Below are 20762 nucleotides of genomic sequence, written 5' to 3'. Positions count from 1 at the left end.
ATGGCACGCCTCGACTTCGACGCATTGAACTCTGAAATCCGCTACCTCATGTTCTCGGTGTTCCAGGTGGAACCCGGTGTACTCGGGGACGACCGGGAAGCTGTGATAAAGGAGGCGCGGATCTTCTTCGAAGGTCAGGCCGACAAGGGTGTCGTGGTGCGCGGGCTCTACGACGTGGCCGGCCTGCGCGCCGACGCCGACTTCATGATCTGGACCCACTCCGCGAGCATCGAAGCCCTCCAGGCCACCTACGCCGACTTCCGCCGCACCACCGCACTGGGCCGCGCGAGCAAGCCCGTGTGGAGCAACGTCGCGTGCCACCGTCCCGCCGAATTCAACAAGAGCCATATTCCGGCGTTCCTGGCCGGTGAGGACCCGGGCAACTACATCTGCGTGTACCCGTTCGTCCGCTCCTACGAGTGGTACCTGCTCCCCGACGACGAGCGGCGCAAGATGCTCGCCGACCACGGCATGGCGGCCCGCACGTACAAGGACGTCCGCGCCAACACCGTGCCCTCGTTCGCACTCGGCGACTACGAGTGGATTCTCGCGTTCGAGGCGCCCGAGCTGTACCGCATCGTCGACCTCATGCGCGACCTCCGCGCCACCGAGGCCCGTCTGCACGTCCGCGAGGAGGTGCCGTTCTTCACCGGCCCGCGGGTGGATGTGGAGAAGCTGATCACCGCTCTGCCGTGATCTGACGCAGCACAGATGAATGACGCCGACGGGGCTCGCACCGCGCCCCGCTACCAGCACATGTCGCACTGGGGCATGTTCGAGGCCGAGGTCGCCGACGGCGACGTCGTCGCCGCCCACCCGTACACCGGTGACGCGAACCCGTCACCGGTGCTCGGCAACATCGCCGGGTCGGTCCGCAGCAAGGCGCGGATCACCGGCCCGGTGGTGCGCCGCGGGTGGCTCGAGAACGGCCCGGGACCCAGCAGTTCCCGCGGCTCCGACGAGTTCGTGTCGGTCGACTGGGAAGAGCTGACCCAGCGGCTGGCGAACGAACTGCGCCGGGTCGTCGACACGCACGGCAACAGTGCGATCTACGGCGGTTCGTACGGCTGGGCCAGCGCGGGACGGTTCCACCACGCCCAGAGTCAGGTCCACCGGTTCCTGAACACCCTCGGTGGCTACACCCGCTCGGTGCACAGCTACTCGCTGGGCGCGACGGGCGTCATCATGCCCCGGGTGGTGGGCACGCACTGGAAGATGTTCGCCCGCTCCACGTCCTGGAAGATCATCGCCGAGCACACCGATCTCATGGTGTGCTTCGGTGGCGTCCCCCTCAAGAACACCGGCGTCAATCACGGCGGGACCAGCGACCACCCCACCCGCGACGCACTCGACGCCCTGCGGCGCCGCGGCGGATCCGTCGTGGCGTTCAGTCCGCTGCGCGACGACGTGCACGGCGCCGCCGAACGGCACGCCCCGGTGCCCGGCACCGATGTCGCGATCATGCTCGCCCTCGCGTACGTCCTCGCGACGGAAGACCTGCACGACACGGCATTCCTGGGCAGCCACTGCGTCGGCTACGACCGGTTCGAGGACTACCTCCTCGGGCGCTCCGACGGCGTACCGAAATCACCCGCGTGGGCCGAGCAGATCTCCGGCATCGCCGCCGGAGACCTGGTGGCCCTCGCCCGGCGGATGGCGTCGGGCAGGACGATGGTGACCGTCACCTGGTCGCTGCAGAGGGTCCGGCACGGTGAGCAGGCCCCGTGGATGGGGGTCACCCTCGCCGCGATGCTGGGCCAGATCGGCCTCCCCGGTGGTGGTTTCGGCCACGGCTACGGCTCCATGAACGAGCCCGGGCTCGCCCCCGTCCCGTACCCGCTGCCCACGCTTCCCCAGGGCCTGAACCCCGTCCGCGACTTCATCCCCGTGGCCGCGATCTCGGACATGCTCCTGAACCCGGGTGCACCGTTCGACTACGACGGTCAGCGGCTGACGTACCCGGACATCAAGATGTTGTACTGGGCGGGCGGCAACCCGTTCCACCACCATCAGGACATTCCCCGTCTGCGCCGGGCGCTGGCCCGTCCCGACACGATCGTCGTCCACGACCCCTACTGGACGCCGATGGCCCGGCACGCGGACATCGTCGTCCCGTCCACCACGTCGCTCGAGCGGGCCGACCTCAGCTGCACCCGCAACGACCCGCTGCTCGTCGCCATGCACGCCGCCGTCGGGCCGTACGCCGACGCGCAGGACGACTACGACACGTTCGCCGCCGTCGCCCGGAAACTGGGTGTCGGGGAGAAGTTCACCGAGGGCCGCTCGTCCGAGCAGTGGCTCGAGCACCTGTACGGGCAGTGGCGAGACTTCGTCCGCGCGGACGGCGGTCCCGCCCCGAGTTTCGACGACTTCTGGACGCAGGGCCACGTGCGGATGCGGACCGAGGACGACCTGATCCTGTTCGGCGACTTCCGGGCTGATCCGGTGAAATTCCCCCTCGCCACCCCGAGTGGGCGGATCGAGATCTTCTCCGCCGACATCGACGGATTCGGCTACGACGACTGCGCCGGACACCCGCGCTGGTACGAGCCCGAGGAATGGCTGGGCGGCAGGCGGGCACGGCAGTTCCCGCTGCATCTGATCGCCAACCAGCCGCGTACCCGCCTGCACAGCCAACTCGACCACGGCGGTACCAGCCAGAAATCGAAGATCCGGGGCCGCGAACCGCTGCGAATCCATCCGGACGACGCCGACGACCGCGGACTCACCGCCGGCGACGTCGTCCGCGTCTTCAACGACCGCGGCGCCTGCCTCGCCGGTGTGGTGGTGGACGACGGCGTCCGCCCCGGGGTGGTCCAGCTGTCGACGGGAGCCTGGTACGACCCGCTCGACGCCACCGACCCGGATTCCCTGTGCGTGCACGGGAACCCCAACGTGCTGACCCCGGACGTGGGCACGTCGTCACTGTCCCACGGCTGCACGGGCCAGCACGTGCTCGTCGAGATCGAACGCTACGAGGGCGAGCTACCGCCGATCCGGGCGTTCGATCCACCGACGATCATTCGCCGGTCGGTTGCAGGACCAGCGAGATCGAATTGATGCAGTACCGCTGATCGGTGGGGGTGGGGTAGCCCTCGCCCTCGAAGACGTGGCCCAGGTGGCTGTGGCACGTTCCGCACACCACCTCGATGCGGCGCATGCCCAGTGACGTGTCCTCGCGGAGGATGACGGCGTCCGAGTCGGCCGGATCGAAGAACGACGGCCACCCGCAGTGCGATTCGAACTTCTCCGAGCTGCGGAACAGCTCGGCGCCACAGGCCCGGCAGTGGTAGACGCCTTCCGTCTTCGTCTCGGTGTACTCGCCGACGAAGGGGCGCTCGGTACCGGACTGGCGCAGCACCGCGTACTCCTCGGGTGTCAGTTTCTCGCGCCACTCGCTGTCGGAGAGAGCAACCTTCGGGGCGGACTGCGTGGGATCCTGCTGCTGCGAACTCATGGCTCCACGCTAATACGTTTCGCCGATTCCGGCCGTGACGCCCGGCGCGTGATGCGGCCTACGTCTTTGCGGTGGCCGACTCGACCTGCGGTTGCTCGTCCGGCTCCGGTTCCCGCGGCGGGGTGTCGAGAGTCTTCTCGTCCGGTTCGAGGAGGAACGCCGGATCGATGCCCCGGTCGAGTCGCCGCTCGCGCCGCGCCGTGACGTAGCGGACGGTCAGCACACCGAAGATCACGAGGAGCATCAGGCTCCACCCCAGCGTGGTCTTCATGTACTCGGCGGTCCGGCCGGCCTCGATGAACCGGCTCGACAGCCAGCTGTCGTAACTCATGAACCCGTACACGGCCAGCCACGCCGGCCAGTTCCGCATCACCGAATTCTTCAGCACCACGGACATCAGGAGCGGGAACAGCATCATCGAGTAGTACATCTGGCCCAGCGAGCCGAGCAGCCACGACGCCGTCAGCAGAACCCCGGACGTGGTGACGACGAAGAACAGCTCGTCATGGCGGTAGTAGCGGTAGAGCAGCCACAGGGATGTGAGCACGATGGCGGTGAAGACGCCGCGCAGGGACCAGATCATGGCCGTGGGGAGTCCGTAGTACTTGCCGTTGCCGACGATCGCGCTGTTGAAGTAGTCGCGCGACTCCATCAGGTACGGCACCGTGTGGCGCACGAAGTCCATCGGGTCCGCGGACAGCGGCCACGCCACGGCGGTGAGGATCAGGGGGATGCCGATCGCGGTGACGAACACCTTCCACTGTCCGCGCACCAGAGGAAGCAGCAGGAGTGGGGCGAGGATCGGTTTGACCGCGAACGTCAGCCCGATGGCGACGCCGGACCACATGTCCTTGCGCTTCATCAGCAACACGAGGAACGCGATCTCGCCGAGCAGGACCAGGCCGTTGATGTTGGTGAAGACGAGGGTGTTGGTGACGGTCTCGGAGGAGAACGTGGCGAGCAGCAGGATCGGGGCCGCGATGGAGTTCAATCCCAGGCCGAACAGTCGCAGGAGCAGGTACAACGCGATCACGATGGCGATCGCGTTGGCGATGATGAACAACCACCGGGACTTCTCGGGGTCGATCACCGCGATCGGCGCCATCAGCAGGGTGCCGGACGGCGGATACAGGTAATGCGGATCGACCCAGTTGAAGTTGGCGGTGTAGACGGGCCGCCCGTTGAGGAAGGCCAGCGCAGCGTTGTAGACCGGGCGGAAGTCGTCGGTGATGTACCCGTTGACCGCCTTGACGACCACTCGATGCAGCACTGTCATGACGGCGATCGGCCACAGCGCGAAGTTGATGACCTCGTTGGCAGTCCGCCCGGTGCGCGGTTCGAGTTGTCGAAGGAACACCACGGCACGGTACACCGAGAAGCCCTGACGTGCGGTCACGCACCCCCTGGGGTGTCGGGCGGAGCACGTCGGCTAGGCGGGGCAGGCGCTGCCGTCCGGGGGCAGCACGCCGTCCGCGACGTAGGTGACGATCGACTTCTGCGCGCAGTCCGAATGGGTGGCGGGGTGGCCGCTGCCGTGCCACGTCAACGTCGCCGTCGCGGCGCCTGCGCTCGACACGGCCCCGGTCACCGTCCCTATTCCGGCGTTCCCGACGACGGGGTCGGCGGTGCCGCTCAGCACCAGGACCGGCAGCGGCAGCTCGCCGGGCAGGGCGGGCGGCGCGGTCGCGGGCCAGGAGGTGCACGTGAGCAGTCCGACGGCGGCGTTGGGGCCGAACAGCGGGAACCGTTCGCTCCACAGTTTCTGCAGGTCGCGGACCCGGTCGGGTGCGGGCCACTGCTGGCCGTCCGTGCAGCGGGTGATGAACTGGCCGTCGCTCTCGTAGGCTGCCTCGGCCTGCGCGACCGCCGCGAGGATCGGCGCCGTGTTTCCGGCGAGGGCGGCGGACACCGCATCCGACAGGGCGCGCACGCGGCCCTGCTGGTCGCCGCCCGCCGCGGCGAGCGACCCGGACACCGCCGTGAGGAGGGCGTTCGCGGAGACTCGCGGGATCTGGTCGTTCGCGGCGCGGGTGACGGCGTCGGTCATCGCGGCGCGGGGATCGGCGCCGAGGGAGCAGTTCAGGGCGGTGCACTGGCGCGCGAACGCGTCGAACGCCGCCTCCTGACCTGCGACCTGCTGCTCGGTGGCGGTCGCGGCATCCACCGTGGTGACGGCGGGGGAGTCGAGGACGAGCCGGCCGACCCGATCGGGGTACTTGGCGGCGTAGCTGAGCGCGACGGCACTGCCGTTGCCGGTGGCGAGGATCCCGAGCGCATCGACGTCCCAGGTGCGGCGCAGCTCCTCGATGTCGTCGGCGGCGTGGGTGCTGTCGAACGCGAGTTCCTGCGGTTGCAGGTAGTCGGTGCACGCGATGGTGGCGTCGCGGCCCAGCGCGGTCACCTTGTCGACCTGGTCACCCGTCCCCGGGTCGAACTGCCCGAGATTCGCCAGGCTGCTGCGGAGCTCCGGGGTGAGGCATTCGATCTCCTGCGAGGAGGCGATGCCGCGGCGGTCCACCGCGACCACCGGTCGCGTCGACAGCAGGGACGTCAGACCGCCGGTGCTCAGCGCTGCGAGCGTCGCGGTCGACGACCGGTCCGATCCCGACGTGAGCACCAGCGGGGCCGCGTTCTCGGGGGTGTCGGCGAGGCGTGCCCGCATCGCACCCATCGTGAAGGAGCCGGGCAGGGTGCCGCTCTCGTCGACGGCCGACTCGTACGAGCCGCATTCGAAGATGAGCCCGGCGGGTGGTGTCGTTCCCGGGCCCAGGGCGCCGAGGGTGCTCTGGGTGCAGTCCGTCCATGCCAGATCGTTCTTCGGGGTCTGCAACACGGGCGGGGGAGCGTCGGCGTTCTCGGTCTCCGTCGCGGTGGGTTCGCTGCCGCCGCCCTCGCGTTCGACCGCCACGTGCGGCCGGTTGGACGGTCCGGCTCCGCACGCGCTGCACACCACGAGAACCATTGCGAGCAACACCGATCTGCGCATGGCGACCACCCTGCCAGGTTCCCCTACGGGCGGGGCAGCCGCACCCATCTGGTGAGGACGGTGCCGTCGGTGTCGGTGAGGATGTGCGCGGGAGTCATCGCGGTGACCCGGGCTCCCGGTGAGGTGGCGACGCGACCCGCGGTTCCGCCGACGAGCACGGGCGCCGTGGTCAGGCAGACCTCGTCGACGGCGTCGTCCGCGGTCAGCTGCCCGAACAGGCTCGGGCCGCCCTCGCACAGCACCCGGCGCAGTCCGAGATCCGCGAGGGCGGCGATCAGCCCGTCGCTGGTGACCTGCGCTTCGCCGGCCGTCACGATCCGCGCACCCGCGTCGGCGAGCGCCCGGATCCGCGCCGGGTCGGCGTCCGTGCACGTGACGACGATCGGGGCTACCTCGGTGTCGGTGAACAGGCGTGAGTGCGGGTCGAGGTGGGCGCGTGCCGACACGACGGCGATCGGCGGGACCTCCGCCATCCCCGACGCCACGCGGCGTCGCCTGCTCTCCGCGCCGACGCGCGCCCCACCGTAGTTCTCCGCCCGGACGGTTCCGGCCCCGACCAGCACGACGTCGGCCAGCTCCCGCAGGGTCTCGAAGACCAGCCTGTCCGCGGGTGTGCCGAGCGACCCGCTGACGCCGTCGACGGAGACGGCGCCGTCGATGCTGCTCACGAAGTTGATGCGGACCCAGGGCCGCGGGGTCTCCGTCGGGTAGGCATACAGGTCGCGCAGAGTGTTCGCGGTCGATTCACTGGACTCCTCCCGAGCGGGCGGACTGTCCGGTGTGAAAAATGTCGCAATATGTACACGGTGCATGTTGGTGATCACAACACGTGGATACCCTGCTTGTATGCATGCACGTCTTGTCGATCGCAGCCCCGTGGTACCGGCTGATCAGTTGGTAGCTCAAATGGTGCCCCCGGCCATGTTCGACGAGGTGAGCTTCGCGTCGTACATCCCCGATCCCGCAGAACCCAGCCAGGCCGCCGCGGTCCAGACGGCCGAGGAGTTCGCGAAGAAGGTCGTGAAGATCCGCAGCGGCGGACGACGCGGCCTGTTCGGGAAGAAGACGCCGGCCACCGGCGCCGGTCTCTATCTCGACGGCGGCTTCGGCGTCGGTAAGACCCACCTCCTGGCCTCGATCTTCCACAGCGTCCCGTCGCCCAAGGCGTTCGGCACGTTCGTGGAGCTGACGCACGTCGTCGGTGCCCTCGGTTTCAACAAGGCCGTCGAGCAGCTGTCCGACCACAGCGTCCTCTGCATCGACGAATTCGAACTCGACGACCCGGGCGACACCATGCTGGTGTCCCGCCTGCTGTCGGAATTGTCGGCGCGCGGCGTGTCCATCGTGGCGACGTCGAACACGCTGCCCGGCCAGCTCGGTGAAGGCCGATTCGCCGCGCAGGACTTCCTGCGGGAGATCAAGAAGCTCGGCTCGATCTTCGAGACGATCCGCGTCGACGGACCCGACTACCGGCACCGCGACCTGCCGCCGGCCCCGGACCCGATCTCCTCGGAGGAGCTCGTCGAGCGCGCCGACAGCATCCCCGGCGCCACACTCGACGACTTCGACGCGCTGTGCAAGCACCTCAGCACGCTGCACCCGTCGCGCTACAACAAGCTGGTCGAGGGCATCCCGGCGGTGTTCCTGAACGGCGTCCACCCCGCCGAGGACCAGTCGGTCGCGCTGCGCCTGGTGGTACTCGCCGACCGCCTGTACGACGCGAGCATCCCGGTCACCGTGGCAGGGGCCAAGCTCGACGCGATCTTCACTCCCGAGATGCTGGCCGGTGGATACCGGAAGAAGTACCTGCGTGCCACGTCGCGCCTGCTGGCGCTGTCGCGCTTCGAGGTCGCCGCGAGCTGACGCAGCTCGTCACAGCGCCCGCTGCATTACGAAATCGTGGTGCAGCTGGGTGCCGACGAGGAAGGTCTTCGTTCCGACCTGCGTGAATCCGTGCTTCGTGTAGAAGCGCTGGGCGCGCACATTCTCCTGGTTGACGCCGAGCCACAGCCCGGCGCATCCCGCGGCGACGGCGCGTTCGACGATGGCGTCCATCAGTGCGGACGCGACGCCGGTCCCGTGATTGCCGGGCAGCACGTACAGCTTGCTGATCTCGGTGGTCGGCCGCAGCGTCACGACCCTGCCGACATCCGGGTCGGCGGGTTCACCGTCGATCAGCATCGCGTAGCCGACGATCGCCCCGCCGTGGGTGACCTTCAGGACGGTGCGGTTCGGGTCGGTGAGGTACTCCGAGAACCGTTCGGCCGACAGCACGTCGTCGATGAAGGCGGCGATGTCGTCCTGCGTCGCCCCGGGCGGGCACGCGAGAGGGAACGTTGCCGCGGCGACGTCGGCGATCGCCTCGGAATCCCAGATCCCTGCCGGGTCTATTTCGACAGTCACAGCTGATCCACCGCGTCCTTCGCTTCCCGGAGTGTCATTCCCGTACTGTCCCGCAGCAGGGTGATCGCCGCAACGGTCTTACTCTCGCTCTCGAGGTCCGGAGCGTGCCCTCGATCGGCGACGTGTCTCCGCAGGAGCGGATTCCGGCGGGGACCGGCCGTGCCTGGAGCCGGCCGTACTCGACCGTGGCCTTGGCGTGCCGCACGCCGAGCCCGTCCAGCGCGACGAGAACCTTGATCGCCTCGATGGTCCTGCCCCGGGCGAGTAGACATGTCACCTCGTCCCGGACGCCGTCGTCGAGGTGTCGCCACGTCGATGCGGGATGCAGATCGGGTGGGGTGTGCGAGCCGCCGCGAGCGAACCGTGACGAGACCAGAACCGCGACGTAGACGATCGCCACGGCGATCACGAACCATCCCCAAGTCGGCATGTCCTAAGTAGAACATTTGCCGTCAGTCGCGATCCGGGGCCCACTCGGATTGCCTGTCGCGGTCCCGGTCCGGGGCGAACGCCGGGGCGAGCAGGACGAGTCCCGCCGCGAACAGGAGCGGGACCACGAACCCGATCCGCAGGCTGGTCGCGGCGGCGACGCCGCCGACGATCGCCCCGCCCACGAGGGTGCCCACGTAGTTGAACAGGTTGATCCGCGCGACGACGTCGTCCACCTGGCCGGAGGGTGCCAGCCGCCCGGCGGCACTGAAACACAGGGGAGCGACGACCGGCACGCCGAGGCCCACGACGAGGAATCCGGCGATCGCGACGGCCGGCGACGGGGCGAGCACGACGACAGCCGATCCGGCGACACCGATCGCCGAACCCGCACGGACGACGGCGATCTCGCCGGACTTCGCCACCCAGAAGTCGCCGCTCAGTCGCGACACCAGCGCCGCGCACTGGTATGCGGCCAGTGCCAGGGCGGCCGTGCCGGCGTCCGCGAGCAGAACGTTCCGGACGTACAGCGCGGACCAGTTGCCGACACTGAAATCGATGGCGTAGAACAGTGCCATCGCGGTGCCGAGCGCGAGCAGCGCTCGGATCGGAACCGGCATGGGCACAGAGCCGGTCGCCGGCGCGGCGGTGCCCGCCGGCTCCGGACGGACGAGGAGTCGGGGACCGCACACGACGAGACCGACGGCCACGACGAGCGCCGCCACCAGTTGCGCGGTGGCGACGCCCACGTCGAGGGCGGAGGTGGCGGCGACGAGGAGTGCACCCGCGATGGCGCCGACGCTCCACACCGCGTGGAACGACGACAGGATGAAACGGCCGTAGGCGTGCTGGATCGACACCGCCTGCATATTGGCGGCGGCGTCGACGATGCCCAGTCCGGCCCCGTACACGGACAGGCAGACGAAGAACGCCGCGGTGTTCGAGCTGAACCCGAGGGCGCCGCCGGCGACCGCGATGGTCGCGAGCCCGAGCTGCAGGGCCGACCTGCTGGAGAATCGGCGGGCCAGGTGCTCGGCGAGGGCGCTTCCCGCCCCGGCGATGAGAGACACCGTCACAACCGCGACCACGATGACCGTGTCGTCGAACCCGAATCGGTCCTGGTACTGCGGCAGTTGCGTGAGGACGGCCGCGAGGAGAAAACCCTGCAGGCCGAATGCGCCCGCCGCGGCGATCCGTGCCGAGCGGTGGTCGGCGGACACAACTGCGCCTGGGAAATCCGTCATGGGCCGGCCTTCCTTCGGTAGTGGACATCCGATGATTGGACGAGTGTCCAATACTTTGCGGGGATGTGCAGCGTTCTCCGAATCGGCGGGCGAAATGCCCGAAAGCGCGGGGGTGTGTGAGGTGCCCGGAACAAGACTGAGCCCCAGCCTTGGATGGGGGGTCATGGCTGGGGCTCATTGCCATCGGGGGGGTGGATGGCAAGTACGACGATACATGAGGAATTCCTCACGTTCCAGATGCAGCGGTAACGATTTCGTCACCCGCCCGTCGCCGGTGGTCGGCGAAACAGCGTGAACCCGGGGTTGTCTCTACGGACGGTTGTCGCTTACAGTGTCATCCATGCAGCGCATTCTCGTAGTTCTCCGCCGTAGCGGGGTCTGATACGGACCGACCCCTCGCTGCGGGTCGTTGAGCTACGCGTTGGTCCTCCCTCCTTTCAGGAAGACCACGAGAATGAGTACCAACGCTTCTTTCGCCTCAACCTTTCCCTCGTCGACGCCGGCCGCCGACCCGTTCGCCGCGCGCCACGGCAAGTCGCTGCCGCGTGAACTCCGCACCGAATCCGCCGGAATGGCATGGTCCGCGTTCGAGGCCGTCTACGCGCCGTCCAGCGGACCGCTCCGTCTGGGCAGTTGGTCGGAAACGAAGACCGGCCCCGGAATGTGGGATTTCGAAGCGACACTCGGCATCGGCGAATCGATCTGCAAGACCGGTGCGCGCGCGCCCGGCCCGGTGGCCGCCATGACCTCGATGCTGTACGACGCGGGGTGTGCGATGGAGATCCTGTCATTTCATCAGCACGAGATCGGGCACCGCACGGCGACATTCCTGCTCTGCGAGCGCGACGGCATCCGGCTCTGGGCGATGGGAATCGGTGAATCCCCCACGGAATCGACTCTGCGCGCGATGATCTCCGGCGCCAACCGCCTCCAGCCCGCCTGACACCGGAACGACAGTTCAGCCCCGGTCATCGATCGGGGCTGAACTGTCGTGAACTGTTCGGTTGAAAGTGAACTGGTGCGCGATACTGGGATTGAACCAGTGACCTCTTCCGTGTCAGGGAAGCGCTCTCCCGCTGAGCTAATCGCGCGGGATGGAGAAAAGAGAGCGGACGACGGGATTCGAACCCGCGACCCCAACCTTGGCAAGGTTGTGCGCTACCAGCTGCGCCACGTCCGCATTCGTGAAGCCCCCGGGCTGGGGGCCGTCACTGGTCGAGCAAGTAAAACAGTCGTGCATCTATCATCTATCTCGGTGCGCGATACTGGGATTGAACCAGTGACCTCTTCCGTGTCAGGGAAGCGCTCTCCCGCTGAGCTAATCGCGCGAGGTGGAGACGGGAATCGAACCCGTGTGCACGGCTTTGCAGGCCGTTGCCTCACCACTCGGCCACTCCACCGCGAAGGTTGAGTCCAACCTCTCGAGCGGACGACGGGATTCGAACCCGCGACCCCAACCTTGGCAAGGTTGTGCGCTACCAGCTGCGCCACGTCCGCATGCACCGTGTAACTCGCGGAGAATGTTCTCCGTGGTGCGGTTGAGAACATTAGCCGACCATCCGCGATAGTTACAAATCTGCAGGTCAAGGCATCAGACGGTGAACTACGGATGAACGACACCGGGTCGCGGGCGGGGGTCGACACGAATCCCAACGACGTGATTTTCGTTCGGCCGCTCGGTCGTGTTAATGTTCCAACTCGTTCGAGCGCGAGTGTTTGGCGCGCTTCGGTCCCGTGGCTCAGTGGAAGAGCGTCCCGTTCACACCGGGGAGGTCGCTGGTTCGATCCCAGCCGGGACCACAGACGAGAAGAGGGCGTTTCCGAAACCGGAAACGCCCTCTTCTTTTTCGTGTGCGCACCCGAATAATCGGTTGTTCCGGCTCTGCGACGCAGCGGACAATGAACTCAGCCGGCCGAAATTTCCCGGGTGATCCGCTATCGAAGGACAGAGTCCCATGTTCCCCGTGAGGCTGGAAGGCACCACCGCGCCCACCTTGATGTGGGCGGAAGAGTGGACCATCGAGCAGGCTGCGTTGCAGCAGCTGCGGAACATGGCCGACCTGCCATGGGTGCACGGAGTGCGGGTCATGCCCGACGTCCATGTGGGCAAGGGCGCAACGGTCGGTTCCGTCATCGCGATGCGGGAGGCGGTCGCCCCGGCGGCGGTCGGCGTCGACATCGGGTGCGGAATGACGGCGGTCCGGACGGACGTGACCGCGAGCGATCTGCCCGACAGCCTGCGGTCGATGCGGTCGCGCATCGAGCGTGCGGTGCCAGTCGGGTTCGCCATGCACGAGCGTGCGGTGAACGTCGGGGCACTGGACGTCACGGACGCCGGGGGATTGAGGAAGGGATGGCACCGCTTCTGGGAGGAATTCGGCGACCTCCATTCCGGCGTCCAGTCCCGCGAATCCAAGGCGATGAAGCAGATCGGCACGCTCGGCGGCGGCAACCACTTCATCGAGGTGTGCCTGTCCGACACCGACGAGGTCTGGCTGATGCTCCACTCCGGGTCGCGCAACATCGGCAAGGAACTGGCCGAGCGGCACATCGCCGTGGCGCGGGCGCTGCCGCACAACCAGCGGCTGGTCGATCGCGATCTCGCGGTGTTCCTCGCCGACAGTAAGGAGATGGACGCGTACCGCCACGACCTGACGTGGGCGCAGGAGTACGCGGCCCGCAACCGTGCCGTCATGCTCACGTTGGTGATGCGGGCGTTCCGGCAGTCTCTGCCCGGCAGGACGGTGCGGTTCGACGAGCCGATCTCCTGCCACCACAACTATGTGTCGGAGGAGATCATCGACGGCGAGCCGATGCTCGTCACCCGCAAGGGCGCGATCCGGGCCGGCCGGGGTGACCTCGGACTCATCCCCGGCTCCATGGGCACCGGTTCCTACGTGGTGCGGGGCCTGGGCTCCGAGCTGTCCTTCAATTCGGCGTCACACGGGGCGGGGCGGACGATGAGCCGCACCAAGGCGAAGAAGCGTTTCACCGTCGACGACCTCGTGCGGCAGACGTCCGGAGTCGAATCACGCAAGGACGCGGGCGTGATCGACGAGATCCCCGGTGCCTACAAGGACATCGAGCAGGTGATCGAAGCGCAGGCCGATCTCGTCGAGGTCGTGGCCCACCTGCGGCAGGTCGTCTGTGTGAAGGGATGACCCGCGAGCGCCTGCGGCAGTGCGACGACGCGCCGCCGCAGGTCGGGGTCGGTAGGGTGGACTGGTGACTAGCGGAGAAGGTCGGCCGGGACCCGCGCCCGAGAACGTGGACGTGGACGACTCGGATCTGTCCCCGTTCCAGGAAGCGGAGAGCCGCTGGCGCCGGTGGCGCGCGCACATCGCCGCGCGGCCGAGCCTCAACCTGGCGTACCGCATCGCGGTCGGGGTGATCGGCGCTCTCGTGCTGGCCGCCGGGATCGTCGCGATTCCTTATCCGGGCCCCGGCTGGCTGATCGTGTTCGCGGGGCTCGGGATCCTCGCATCCGAGTTCGCGTGGGCCCACCGGCTGCTGCACTACGCGCGGCAGCGCTACGACAAGTTCATGGACTGGTTCTCGCGGCAGTCGCTGGTGGTCAAGGGGGCGGGCGTGTTGCTGACGAGTGCCGTCGTCCTCGCCACGTTGTGGTTGCTGGGGACATTCGGTCTCGTCGGAACGTGGATCGGCCTCGACTACCCGTGGCTGGAGAGCCCGCTCTAACCGGACGCATGGTTGGGTGTGACTGCTGGGCCGATAACATGGGCTGGCACATTCACCATGTCTGCAACGCACACCTCACCTAGGAGAACATCGCCGTGAGCACCCCCGCATCCGCCGCCCCAGCCGCCCTCGTCCGGGTGCCCGCGGGGACTACGGCCGGTACAGCGGTTCGGGAGGCCGGCTACCCGAGCAAGGGTCCGGACGTCGTCGTCGTGGTCCGTGACGCCGAGGGCCAGCTCAAGGACCTGTCGTGGGTGCCCGACGCCGACGTCGAGGTCGAGCCGGTCGGGGCGAACACCGACGACGGCCGCAGCGTCATCCGCCACTCCGCCGCCCACGTGCTCGCGCAGGCCGTCCAGCAGGAATTCCCCGAGGCGAAGCTGGGCATCGGCCCGCCGATCAAGGACGGCTTCTACTACGACTTTGCCGTCGACCGCCCGTTCACCCCCGAAGACCTCGCGAACCTCGAGAAGCGGATGAAGAAGATCATCAAGGGGTCGCAGCGGTTCTCCCGCCGCGTCGTCGAATCGCTCGAGGAGGCGCGCGCCGAGCTGGCGAAGGAGCCTTTCAAGCTCGAACTCATCGACGACAAGTCGGGAATCGACGATCCGGAGATCATGGAAGTGGGCGGCAACGAGCTCACCATCTACGACAACCTGGACCCGCGGACCGGCGAGAAGGTGTGGGGAGACCTGTGCCGCGGCCCGCACATCCCCACCACCAAGCACATCCCGGCGTTCAAGCTCACCCGCAGTTCGGCGGCATACTGGCGCGGTAACCAGGACAACGCCGATCTCCAGCGCGTCTACGGCACCGCGTGGGAGTCGGCGGAGGCGCAGGACCAGCACCTCGAACTGCTCGCCGAGGCCGAGCGTCGTGACCACCGCAAGCTGGGGTCGGAACTCGACCTGTTCAGTTTCCCCGACGAACTCGGCTCCGGACTGCCCGTGTTCCATCCGCGGGGCGGGATCATCCGCACCGAGATGGAGGACTACTCCCGCAAGCGCCACGTCGAGGAGGGGTACGAGTTCGTCAACACCCCCCACATCACCAAGGGCCACCTCTACGAGGTGTCGGGTCACCTGGACTGGTACCGCGACGGCATGTTCCCGGCGATGCACATCGACGAGGAGCTGAACGAGGACGGCACCGTGCGCAAGCCGGGCCAGGACTACTACCTCAAGCCGATGAACTGCCCGATGCACAATCTGATCTTCCGCTCCCGGGGCCGGTCGTACCGCGAACTGCCGTTGCGGCTCTTCGAGTTCGGTTCGGTGTACCGGTACGAGAAGTCGGGTGTCGTCCACGGACTCACCCGCGTGCGCGGCATGACGCAGGACGACGCGCACATCTACTGCACCCGTGAGCAGATGCGCGACGAACTGGCGACCACCCTGCAGTTCGTCCTCGGCCTGCTGAAGGACTACGGACTCGACGACTTCTATCTCGAGCTGTCGACCAAGAACCCGGACAAGTTCGTCGGCGACGACGCCGTGTGGGAGGAAGCGACGGCGACGCTCGCGGAGGTCGCGGAGTCGTCGGGGCTGAACCTCGTTCCCGATCCGGGCGGCGCCGCGTTCTACGGACCGAAGATTTCGGTGCAGGTGCAGGACGCCCTGGGCCGCACCTGGCAGATGTCGACGATTCAGCTCGATTTCAACCTGCCGGAGCGTTTCGACCTCGAGTACACGGCCAACGACGGCACCAAGCAGCGTCCGGTCATGATCCACCGGGCCCTGTTCGGTTCCATCGAACGGTTCTTCGGCGTGCTCACCGAGCACTACGCCGGTGCGTTCCCGGCGTGGCTGGCGCCCGTCCAGGTGGTCGGCATCCCGGTGGCCGAGACGTTCGCCGACCACCTCTTCGACGTGGTGAAGCGGCTGAAGGCTGCCGGTATCCGTGCCGAGGTCGACGCGAGCGACGATCGCATGCAGAAGAAGATCTTCAACAACACCGCGCAGAAGGTGCCGTTCATGCTGCTGGCGGGTGCGCGCGACGTCGAGGCGGGCGCCGTCAGCTTCCGATTCCGCGACGGCACCCAGGTCAACGGGGTGCCCGTGGACGACGCCGTGCGCATTGTCACCGACTGGATCGGTCGCCGCGAGAACGCCTCGCCGACGGCGGAACTGCTGGAACCCGGTAAGGAAGGGTGACGTCCATGACCGGAGGTGACGACGTGACCGAGGACGAGATGCTCGCCGGCCCCGGCCGCCTCGTGGACCGCGGCCCCGGAGAGCCCGATCACCTTCAGCGGATCTGGTCGCCGCACCGCATGTCGTACATCGCCGAGGCGCCGAAGTCGCGGGACACCCCGAACGAGCCGTTCATCGACATCCCCAAGATGGACGACGAGGACGGGCTGATCGTGGCCCGCGGGGAACATGTGTACGCGGTGCTGAACCTGTACCCGTACAACCCGGGGCACCTGATGGTCGTTCCCTACCGCAAGGTCGCGGCGCTCGAAGACCTGACGGAAGAGGAAAGCGCCGAGTTGATGTCGTTCACGCAGCAGGCCCTGCGCGTGATCAAGCGGGTGTCGCGGCCGGACGGGTTCAACGTCGGCCTCAATCTCGGTGCGGCCGCCGGCGGTTCCCTCGCCGAACACCTGCATCAGCACATCGTTCCGCGCTGGGGCGGGGACGCGAACTTCATCACGGTCCTCGCCGGGGTCAAGGTCATGCCGCAGTTGCTGCGGGAGACCCGGGGGCTGCTGGCGAAGGCCTGGAATGAATGACTCGATAGATGAATGACGCGCGAGTCGCTGACTCACGCGTTCGGGGTTCCTGGCAGGAAGTGAAGAACGGGGTGGAGAGGTGCTGAGCTTCTTCGGACGGGCATCCGTGTCCAAGGTGACGGCGCCACTGGGGAAGGCCCTGGTCAAGACCGGGCTCACCCCGGATTCCGTCACCGTCATCGGCACCGTGGCGACCGTGGCCGGCGCGGTCACGTTGTTTCCCAGCGGACATCTGTTCTGGGGAGCGATGTTCATCTGGCTGTTCGTCATGTTCGACATGCTCGACGGTGCGATGGCCCGTGCCCGCGGCGGCGGAACCCGGTACGGCGCCGTTCTCGACGCCACCTGCGACCGGGTGGCCGACGGTGCGATCTTCGCCGGTCTCGCGTGGTGGGCGGTCTATCACGAGAACAGCAAGCCGCTGCTGATCGCGACTCTGCTGTGCCTCGTCACCTCGCAGGTGATCTCGTACGCCAAGGCGCGCGCGGAGGCGAGTGGACTGTCCGCCGACGGCGGACTCATCGAACGACCCGATCGGCTGATCATCGTGCTGGTCGGTGCCGGCGTGACCGGGCTCGGAGTCCCGTGGGCCATCCATGTCGCGATGTGGTTGCTGTCGGCGGGCAGCGTCATCACCGTGTTCCAGCGGGTACTGGCGGTCCGCCGGTCGCCGGGCGCGCGCGACGTGCTGCCCCTGCCGACGACGGACACGACGCCGGAAGACGGACAGGCGAGCGCCCAGTGAGCGGACTGGCGGAACGTATCAGCGACCTGGGATACGCGGCCGGCTGGCGGCTGGTCCGTGCGCTGCCCGAGAAGGCCGCCGTCACCTTGTTCGACACGGGAGCCGACTTCGCCGTCCGGAACGGCGGCCCGGAACAGTTGCGCCGCAATCTCGCCCGCGTGCTGGGTGTGCCCGCGGCCGATGTGCCGGACACCCTGATGCGGGCCTCGATGCGGTCCTACGCGCGCTACTGGCGGGAGGCTTTCCGTCTGCCGTCGATGGACCTCGTGAAGACCGGCGCCGCCCTCGACGAGCTGATCGAAGGGCAGAAGCACCTCGACGCCGCGAAAGAGGCCGGCCGCGGCGCGATTCTGGCACTGCCGCACAGCGGCAACTGGGACATGGCCGGTGTGTGGTGCGCCCAGCACTGGGGCGGTCTGTCCACGGTCGCCGAGCGGTTGAAGCCCGAGTCGCTGTACCAGCGTTTCGTCGGCTACCGCGAAGGGCTCGGTTTCGAGATCTTCCCGCTCAGCGGGGGAGAGCACCCACCGTTCGTGGAACTGTCGGCGCGACTGCGGGACAACGGCATCGTGTGCCTTCTCGGTGAACGCGACCTGGCGAAGAAGGGTGTCCCGGTGACGTTCTTCGGGGAGCCGACGCGCATGCCCGCCGGTCCCGCCAAGCTGGCGATCGACACCGGCGCGCCGCTGCTGCCGGTGCACTGCTGGTTCATTGACGGCGGGTGGGGTTTCCGCATCGACCCGCCGATCGACACCACCGCCGGGGTGGCCGCGGCGACCCAGGCGCTTGCGGATCGGTTCGAGGCCAACATCGCGGCACATCCCGAGGACTGGCACATGCTTCAGCCGCTGTGGCTCTCCGACCTGTCCCAGGCGAGGCTCTCCCGCATGGAGAACTCGTGAAGATCGGAATGGTCTGCCCGTACTCGTTCGACGTCCCGGGCGGAGTGCAGGCCCACGTCGTCGACCTCGCGGAGGTCCTGATCGAGCGCGGGCACAAGGTGAGCGTGCTGGCGCCGGCGTCCGACCACGTCGACCTGCCCGACTTCGTCGTCTCTGCGGGACGCGCCCTCGCCATTCCCTACAACGGCTCGGTGGCCCGGCTGAGTTTCGGCCCCGCCGCGAGCGCCCGCGTGCGGCGCTGGATCTCGGACAACAACTTCGACGTCCTGCACATCCACGAGCCCAATGCGCCGAGCCTGTCGATGCTCGCCATGCGCGTGGCCGAGGGGCCCATCGTGGCGACGTTCCACACCTCGACCACGAAGTCGTTGGTGCTGAGCACGTTTCAGGGTGTGCTCCAGCCCTACCTGGAGAAGATCAGCGGCCGCATCGCGGTGTCGGAACTCGCGCGACGCTGGCAGGTGGAATCACTCGGCTCCGATGCGGTCGAAATCCCCAACGGCGTCGACGTGCCGGCGTTCGCGAACGCCGAGCCGCTGCCCGGCTACCCGCGTCCCGGAAAGACCATCCTCTTCCTCGGCCGCTACGACGAGCCCCGCAAGGGGATGGCGGTGCTCCTGAAGGCGCTGCCCGCCCTGGTCGAGAAGTACCCCGATCTCGAGGTGCTGGTGGTCGGCCGCGGCGACGAGGACAAGTTGCGCCGCGAGGCCGGCCCGGTCTTCAGGCACCTGCGTCTGCTCGGCCAGGTCGACGACGCCGAGAAGGCGTCGGCGCTGCGGAGCGCCGACGTGTACTGCGCACCCAACCTCGGCGGTGAGAGCTTCGGCATCGTGCTGGTCGAGGCGATGGCCGCGGGAGCCGCCGTCGTGGCGAGCGAACTCGACGCCTTCCGCCGCGTCCTGCGGGACGGGCAGGCCGGCGTGCTGGTGCCGGTCGGGGATGCGGCGGCGCTCGCCGAGGGCATCGACTCGGTGCTCGGTGACCCCGAGCGCAGCGCCGCACTCACCGACGCCGGCCGGACGGTGGTCACCGAATACGACTGGCCGGTGGTGGCTGAACAGATCCTGCGCGTCTACGAGACGGTCACCGTCGGCCGCGACGGCGTCCGGGAGGTCGGCTCGTGACGTTCTCCGCCCTCACGATCCTGGTTCTCGCCCTGGTCGCCGCCGTCGTCCTGACGATCGGCCTGTGGGCGTACGGAACGGCCAACCGCCTCGACCGCCTGCACGTCCGCTGCGACCTGTCCTGGCAGGCCCTCGACGCGGCTCTCGCCCGGCGGGCGGTGGCCGTGCGAGCGGCGGCCGCGGCGATGGACCCACCCGAGGGCAGGTCGCTGGCCGCGCTGGCGGCCCGGGCGGAACGGTCGGACCGAGCCGACCGGGAGATCGCCGAGAACGCGTTGTCGAGTGCCCTCTCCTCCCTCGACCCGGACACCCTGCGCCCCCAACTGGTGGCAGAACTCGCCGATGCCGAGGCGCGGGTGCTGATCGCCCGCCGATTCCACAACGACGCCGTCCGCGACACCCTCGCGCTCCGCACCCGGCGACCCGTCCGATGGCTGCACCTCGGGGGCACGGCCCCTCTGCCGACGTACTTCGAGATCACCGAACGCTCGTCCGCCGCTGCGGTCACCGAGGGTCTGGCCCTCGACTCCGTCCGCACATCCGCGCGGGTGGTGCTGCTCGACGGTCGGGGCCGGGTCCTGCTGCTCCGGGGTCACGACCCCACCGTCCCCGACATCTACTACTGGTTCACGATCGGTGGCGCCGTCGAGAAGGGGGAAAACCTGCGGGCCGCCGCGGTCCGGGAGATCGCCGAGGAGACCGGGCACACCGCGTCGCCCGAATCGCTACGCGGTCCCATGTGGCGTCGGGTCGCCATCTTCTCCTGGAACGGCCAGCTCATCCGCTCCGAGGAGCTGTTCTTCGCGCTGCGCACCGACGGGTTCGAGCCGCACCACGGGGGCTTCACCGAACTCGAGAACCGCACCATCACCGGTCACCGGTGGTGCACCGCGGACACGGTTCGTGAGCTGGCGGCGGCAGGTGAGGCCGTGTATCCGCACGAGCTCGCGGATCTCCTGGGCGAAGCAGGCGCGGTGGCCTCGGCCGCGGACGAACCCGAGGTGCGCGCGATCACCTGAGCCGCTCCGGGAGTCCGAAG

Annotated in this window: 19 protein-coding genes and 6 tRNA genes; 13 read left to right on the top strand and 12 right to left on the bottom strand. The window is 68.2% G+C overall.

The window, feature by feature from the left end; translation table 11 throughout:
- Together hemQ and ACFVJ3_RS27870 are read left to right on the top strand one after the other, a co-directional pair.
- A complete protein-coding gene (gene hemQ / locus ACFVJ3_RS27875; protein WP_037240550.1) occupies window positions 1-696 on the top strand; it encodes a hydrogen peroxide-dependent heme synthase in 696 nt (231 codons plus the stop codon).
- A 15-nt stretch (window positions 697-711) separates the two neighbouring features.
- A complete protein-coding gene (locus ACFVJ3_RS27870; RefSeq protein WP_378455135.1) occupies window positions 712-3060 on the top strand; it encodes a molybdopterin guanine dinucleotide-containing S/N-oxide reductase in 2349 nt (782 codons plus the stop codon).
- Here the strand turns inward: ACFVJ3_RS27870 and msrB are convergent.
- The 4 genes from msrB to ACFVJ3_RS27850 are packed head-to-tail and all read right to left on the bottom strand — an operon-like array spanning window position 3020 to window position 7255.
- The gene (gene msrB / locus ACFVJ3_RS27865; RefSeq protein ID WP_378455134.1) at window positions 3020-3457 is read right to left on the bottom strand and encodes a peptide-methionine (R)-S-oxide reductase MsrB; all 438 of its coding nucleotides are present in this window, start codon (window positions 3455-3457) and stop codon (window positions 3020-3022) included. The genes ACFVJ3_RS27870 and msrB overlap by 41 nt on opposite strands.
- Before the next feature lie 58 nt (window positions 3458-3515).
- Window positions 3516-4853 carry a glycosyltransferase family 87 protein gene (locus ACFVJ3_RS27860; protein WP_378455133.1) on the bottom strand — a complete coding sequence of 446 codons (1338 nt, stop codon included), beginning with the start codon at window positions 4851-4853 and terminating at the stop codon, window positions 3516-3518.
- Between the two features lie 33 nt (window positions 4854-4886).
- Window positions 4887-6452: an alpha/beta fold hydrolase gene (locus ACFVJ3_RS27855; RefSeq protein ID WP_378455132.1), complete on the bottom strand. Its 1566-nt coding sequence runs from the start codon at window positions 6450-6452 to the stop codon at window positions 4887-4889.
- A 14-nt stretch (window positions 6453-6466) separates the two neighbouring features.
- Window positions 6467-7255, bottom strand: coding sequence for a pyrimidine reductase family protein (locus ACFVJ3_RS27850; protein ID WP_378455131.1), 789 nt, complete (start codon window positions 7253-7255; stop codon window positions 6467-6469).
- 34 nt (window positions 7256-7289) lie between these two features.
- On the opposite strand from ACFVJ3_RS27850, the gene zapE reads away from it, so the two are divergent.
- Window positions 7290-8306, top strand: coding sequence for a cell division protein ZapE (gene zapE / locus ACFVJ3_RS27845; protein WP_378455130.1), 1017 nt, complete (start codon window positions 7290-7292; stop codon window positions 8304-8306).
- Between the two features lie 9 nt (window positions 8307-8315).
- Here zapE and ACFVJ3_RS27840 read toward each other — a convergent pair whose 3' ends face one another.
- Genes ACFVJ3_RS27840 through ACFVJ3_RS27830 form a run of 3 tightly spaced genes read right to left on the bottom strand, consistent with a single transcriptional unit; the run spans window position 8316 to window position 10519 of the window.
- Entirely contained in the window at window positions 8316-8846 is a 531-nt protein-coding gene (locus ACFVJ3_RS27840) for a GNAT family N-acetyltransferase (RefSeq protein WP_378455129.1), read from the bottom strand.
- Between the two features lie 34 nt (window positions 8847-8880).
- Window positions 8881-9276: a hypothetical protein gene (locus tag ACFVJ3_RS27835; protein WP_378455128.1), complete on the bottom strand. Its 396-nt coding sequence runs from the start codon at window positions 9274-9276 to the stop codon at window positions 8881-8883.
- A 22-nt stretch (window positions 9277-9298) separates the two neighbouring features.
- Window positions 9299-10519 carry an MFS transporter gene (locus ACFVJ3_RS27830; RefSeq protein ID WP_378455127.1) on the bottom strand — a complete coding sequence of 407 codons (1221 nt, stop codon included), beginning with the start codon at window positions 10517-10519 and terminating at the stop codon, window positions 9299-9301.
- 454 nt (window positions 10520-10973) lie between these two features.
- Between ACFVJ3_RS27830 and ACFVJ3_RS27825 the strand changes: the two genes are divergently transcribed.
- Window positions 10974-11462 (top strand): 2-isopropylmalate synthase, encoded by a 489-nt coding sequence (locus tag ACFVJ3_RS27825; protein WP_378455126.1) that lies wholly within the window; start codon window positions 10974-10976, stop codon window positions 11460-11462.
- A 73-nt stretch (window positions 11463-11535) separates the two neighbouring features.
- Here ACFVJ3_RS27825 and ACFVJ3_RS27820 read toward each other — a convergent pair.
- The 5 genes from ACFVJ3_RS27820 to ACFVJ3_RS27800 form a co-directional block, all read right to left on the bottom strand.
- Window positions 11536-11610, bottom strand: a tRNA-Val gene (locus tag ACFVJ3_RS27820).
- 16 nt (window positions 11611-11626) lie between these two features.
- Window positions 11627-11699, bottom strand: a tRNA-Gly gene (locus ACFVJ3_RS27815).
- A gap of 76 nt (window positions 11700-11775) precedes the next feature.
- A tRNA-Val gene (locus ACFVJ3_RS27810) sits at window positions 11776-11847 on the bottom strand.
- A gap of 1 nt (window position 11848) precedes the next feature.
- Window positions 11849-11919, bottom strand: a tRNA-Cys gene (locus ACFVJ3_RS27805).
- A gap of 24 nt (window positions 11920-11943) precedes the next feature.
- Window positions 11944-12016, bottom strand: a tRNA-Gly gene (locus ACFVJ3_RS27800).
- Between the two features lie 231 nt (window positions 12017-12247).
- Here ACFVJ3_RS27800 and ACFVJ3_RS27795 point away from each other — a divergent pair.
- The 9 genes from ACFVJ3_RS27795 (at window position 12248) to ACFVJ3_RS27755 (ending at window position 20742) form a co-directional block, all read left to right on the top strand.
- Window positions 12248-12319: transfer RNA gene (locus ACFVJ3_RS27795), tRNA-Val, on the top strand.
- 155 nt (window positions 12320-12474) lie between these two features.
- Window positions 12475-13680, top strand: coding sequence for an RtcB family protein (locus ACFVJ3_RS27790; protein ID WP_378455125.1), 1206 nt, complete (start codon window positions 12475-12477; stop codon window positions 13678-13680).
- Window positions 13681-13792: 112 nt separating this feature from the next.
- The gene (locus tag ACFVJ3_RS27785; protein ID WP_378455185.1) at window positions 13793-14218 is read left to right on the top strand and encodes a TIGR02611 family protein; all 426 of its coding nucleotides are present in this window, start codon (window positions 13793-13795) and stop codon (window positions 14216-14218) included.
- 95 nt (window positions 14219-14313) lie between these two features.
- Complete coding sequence (thrS, locus tag ACFVJ3_RS27780; RefSeq protein ID WP_378455124.1) at window positions 14314-16371, top strand: threonine--tRNA ligase; 2058 nt, start codon at window positions 14314-14316, stop codon at window positions 16369-16371.
- A gap of 5 nt (window positions 16372-16376) precedes the next feature.
- Window positions 16377-16952, top strand: coding sequence for an HIT family protein (locus tag ACFVJ3_RS27775; protein WP_378455123.1), 576 nt, complete (start codon window positions 16377-16379; stop codon window positions 16950-16952).
- A gap of 79 nt (window positions 16953-17031) precedes the next feature.
- Window positions 17032-17697 (top strand): phosphatidylinositol phosphate synthase, encoded by a 666-nt coding sequence (pgsA, locus tag ACFVJ3_RS27770; protein ID WP_378455122.1) that lies wholly within the window; start codon window positions 17032-17034, stop codon window positions 17695-17697.
- Window positions 17694-18599, top strand: coding sequence for a phosphatidylinositol mannoside acyltransferase (locus ACFVJ3_RS27765; RefSeq protein WP_378455121.1), 906 nt, complete (start codon window positions 17694-17696; stop codon window positions 18597-18599). The genes pgsA and ACFVJ3_RS27765 overlap by 4 nt, the downstream gene beginning before the upstream one ends.
- On the top strand, window positions 18596-19723 hold the full coding sequence (locus ACFVJ3_RS27760) for a glycosyltransferase family 4 protein (protein WP_378455120.1): 1128 nt from the start codon (window positions 18596-18598) through the stop codon (window positions 19721-19723). Before ACFVJ3_RS27765 ends, ACFVJ3_RS27760 begins: the two co-directional genes overlap by 4 nt.
- Entirely contained in the window at window positions 19720-20742 is a 1023-nt protein-coding gene (locus tag ACFVJ3_RS27755; RefSeq protein WP_378455119.1) for an NUDIX domain-containing protein, read from the top strand. The genes ACFVJ3_RS27760 and ACFVJ3_RS27755 overlap by 4 nt, the downstream gene beginning before the upstream one ends.
- The last annotated feature ends 20 nt before the right edge of the window (window positions 20743-20762 follow it).

The sequence above is a fragment of the Rhodococcus sp. NPDC127593 genome, from assembly GCF_042671975.1.
Lineage (GTDB): Bacteria > Actinomycetota > Actinomycetes > Mycobacteriales > Mycobacteriaceae > Rhodococcus_F.
Note: the sequence above shows the minus strand (reverse complement) of the source record. Positions and strands in the feature narration are given on the sequence as shown.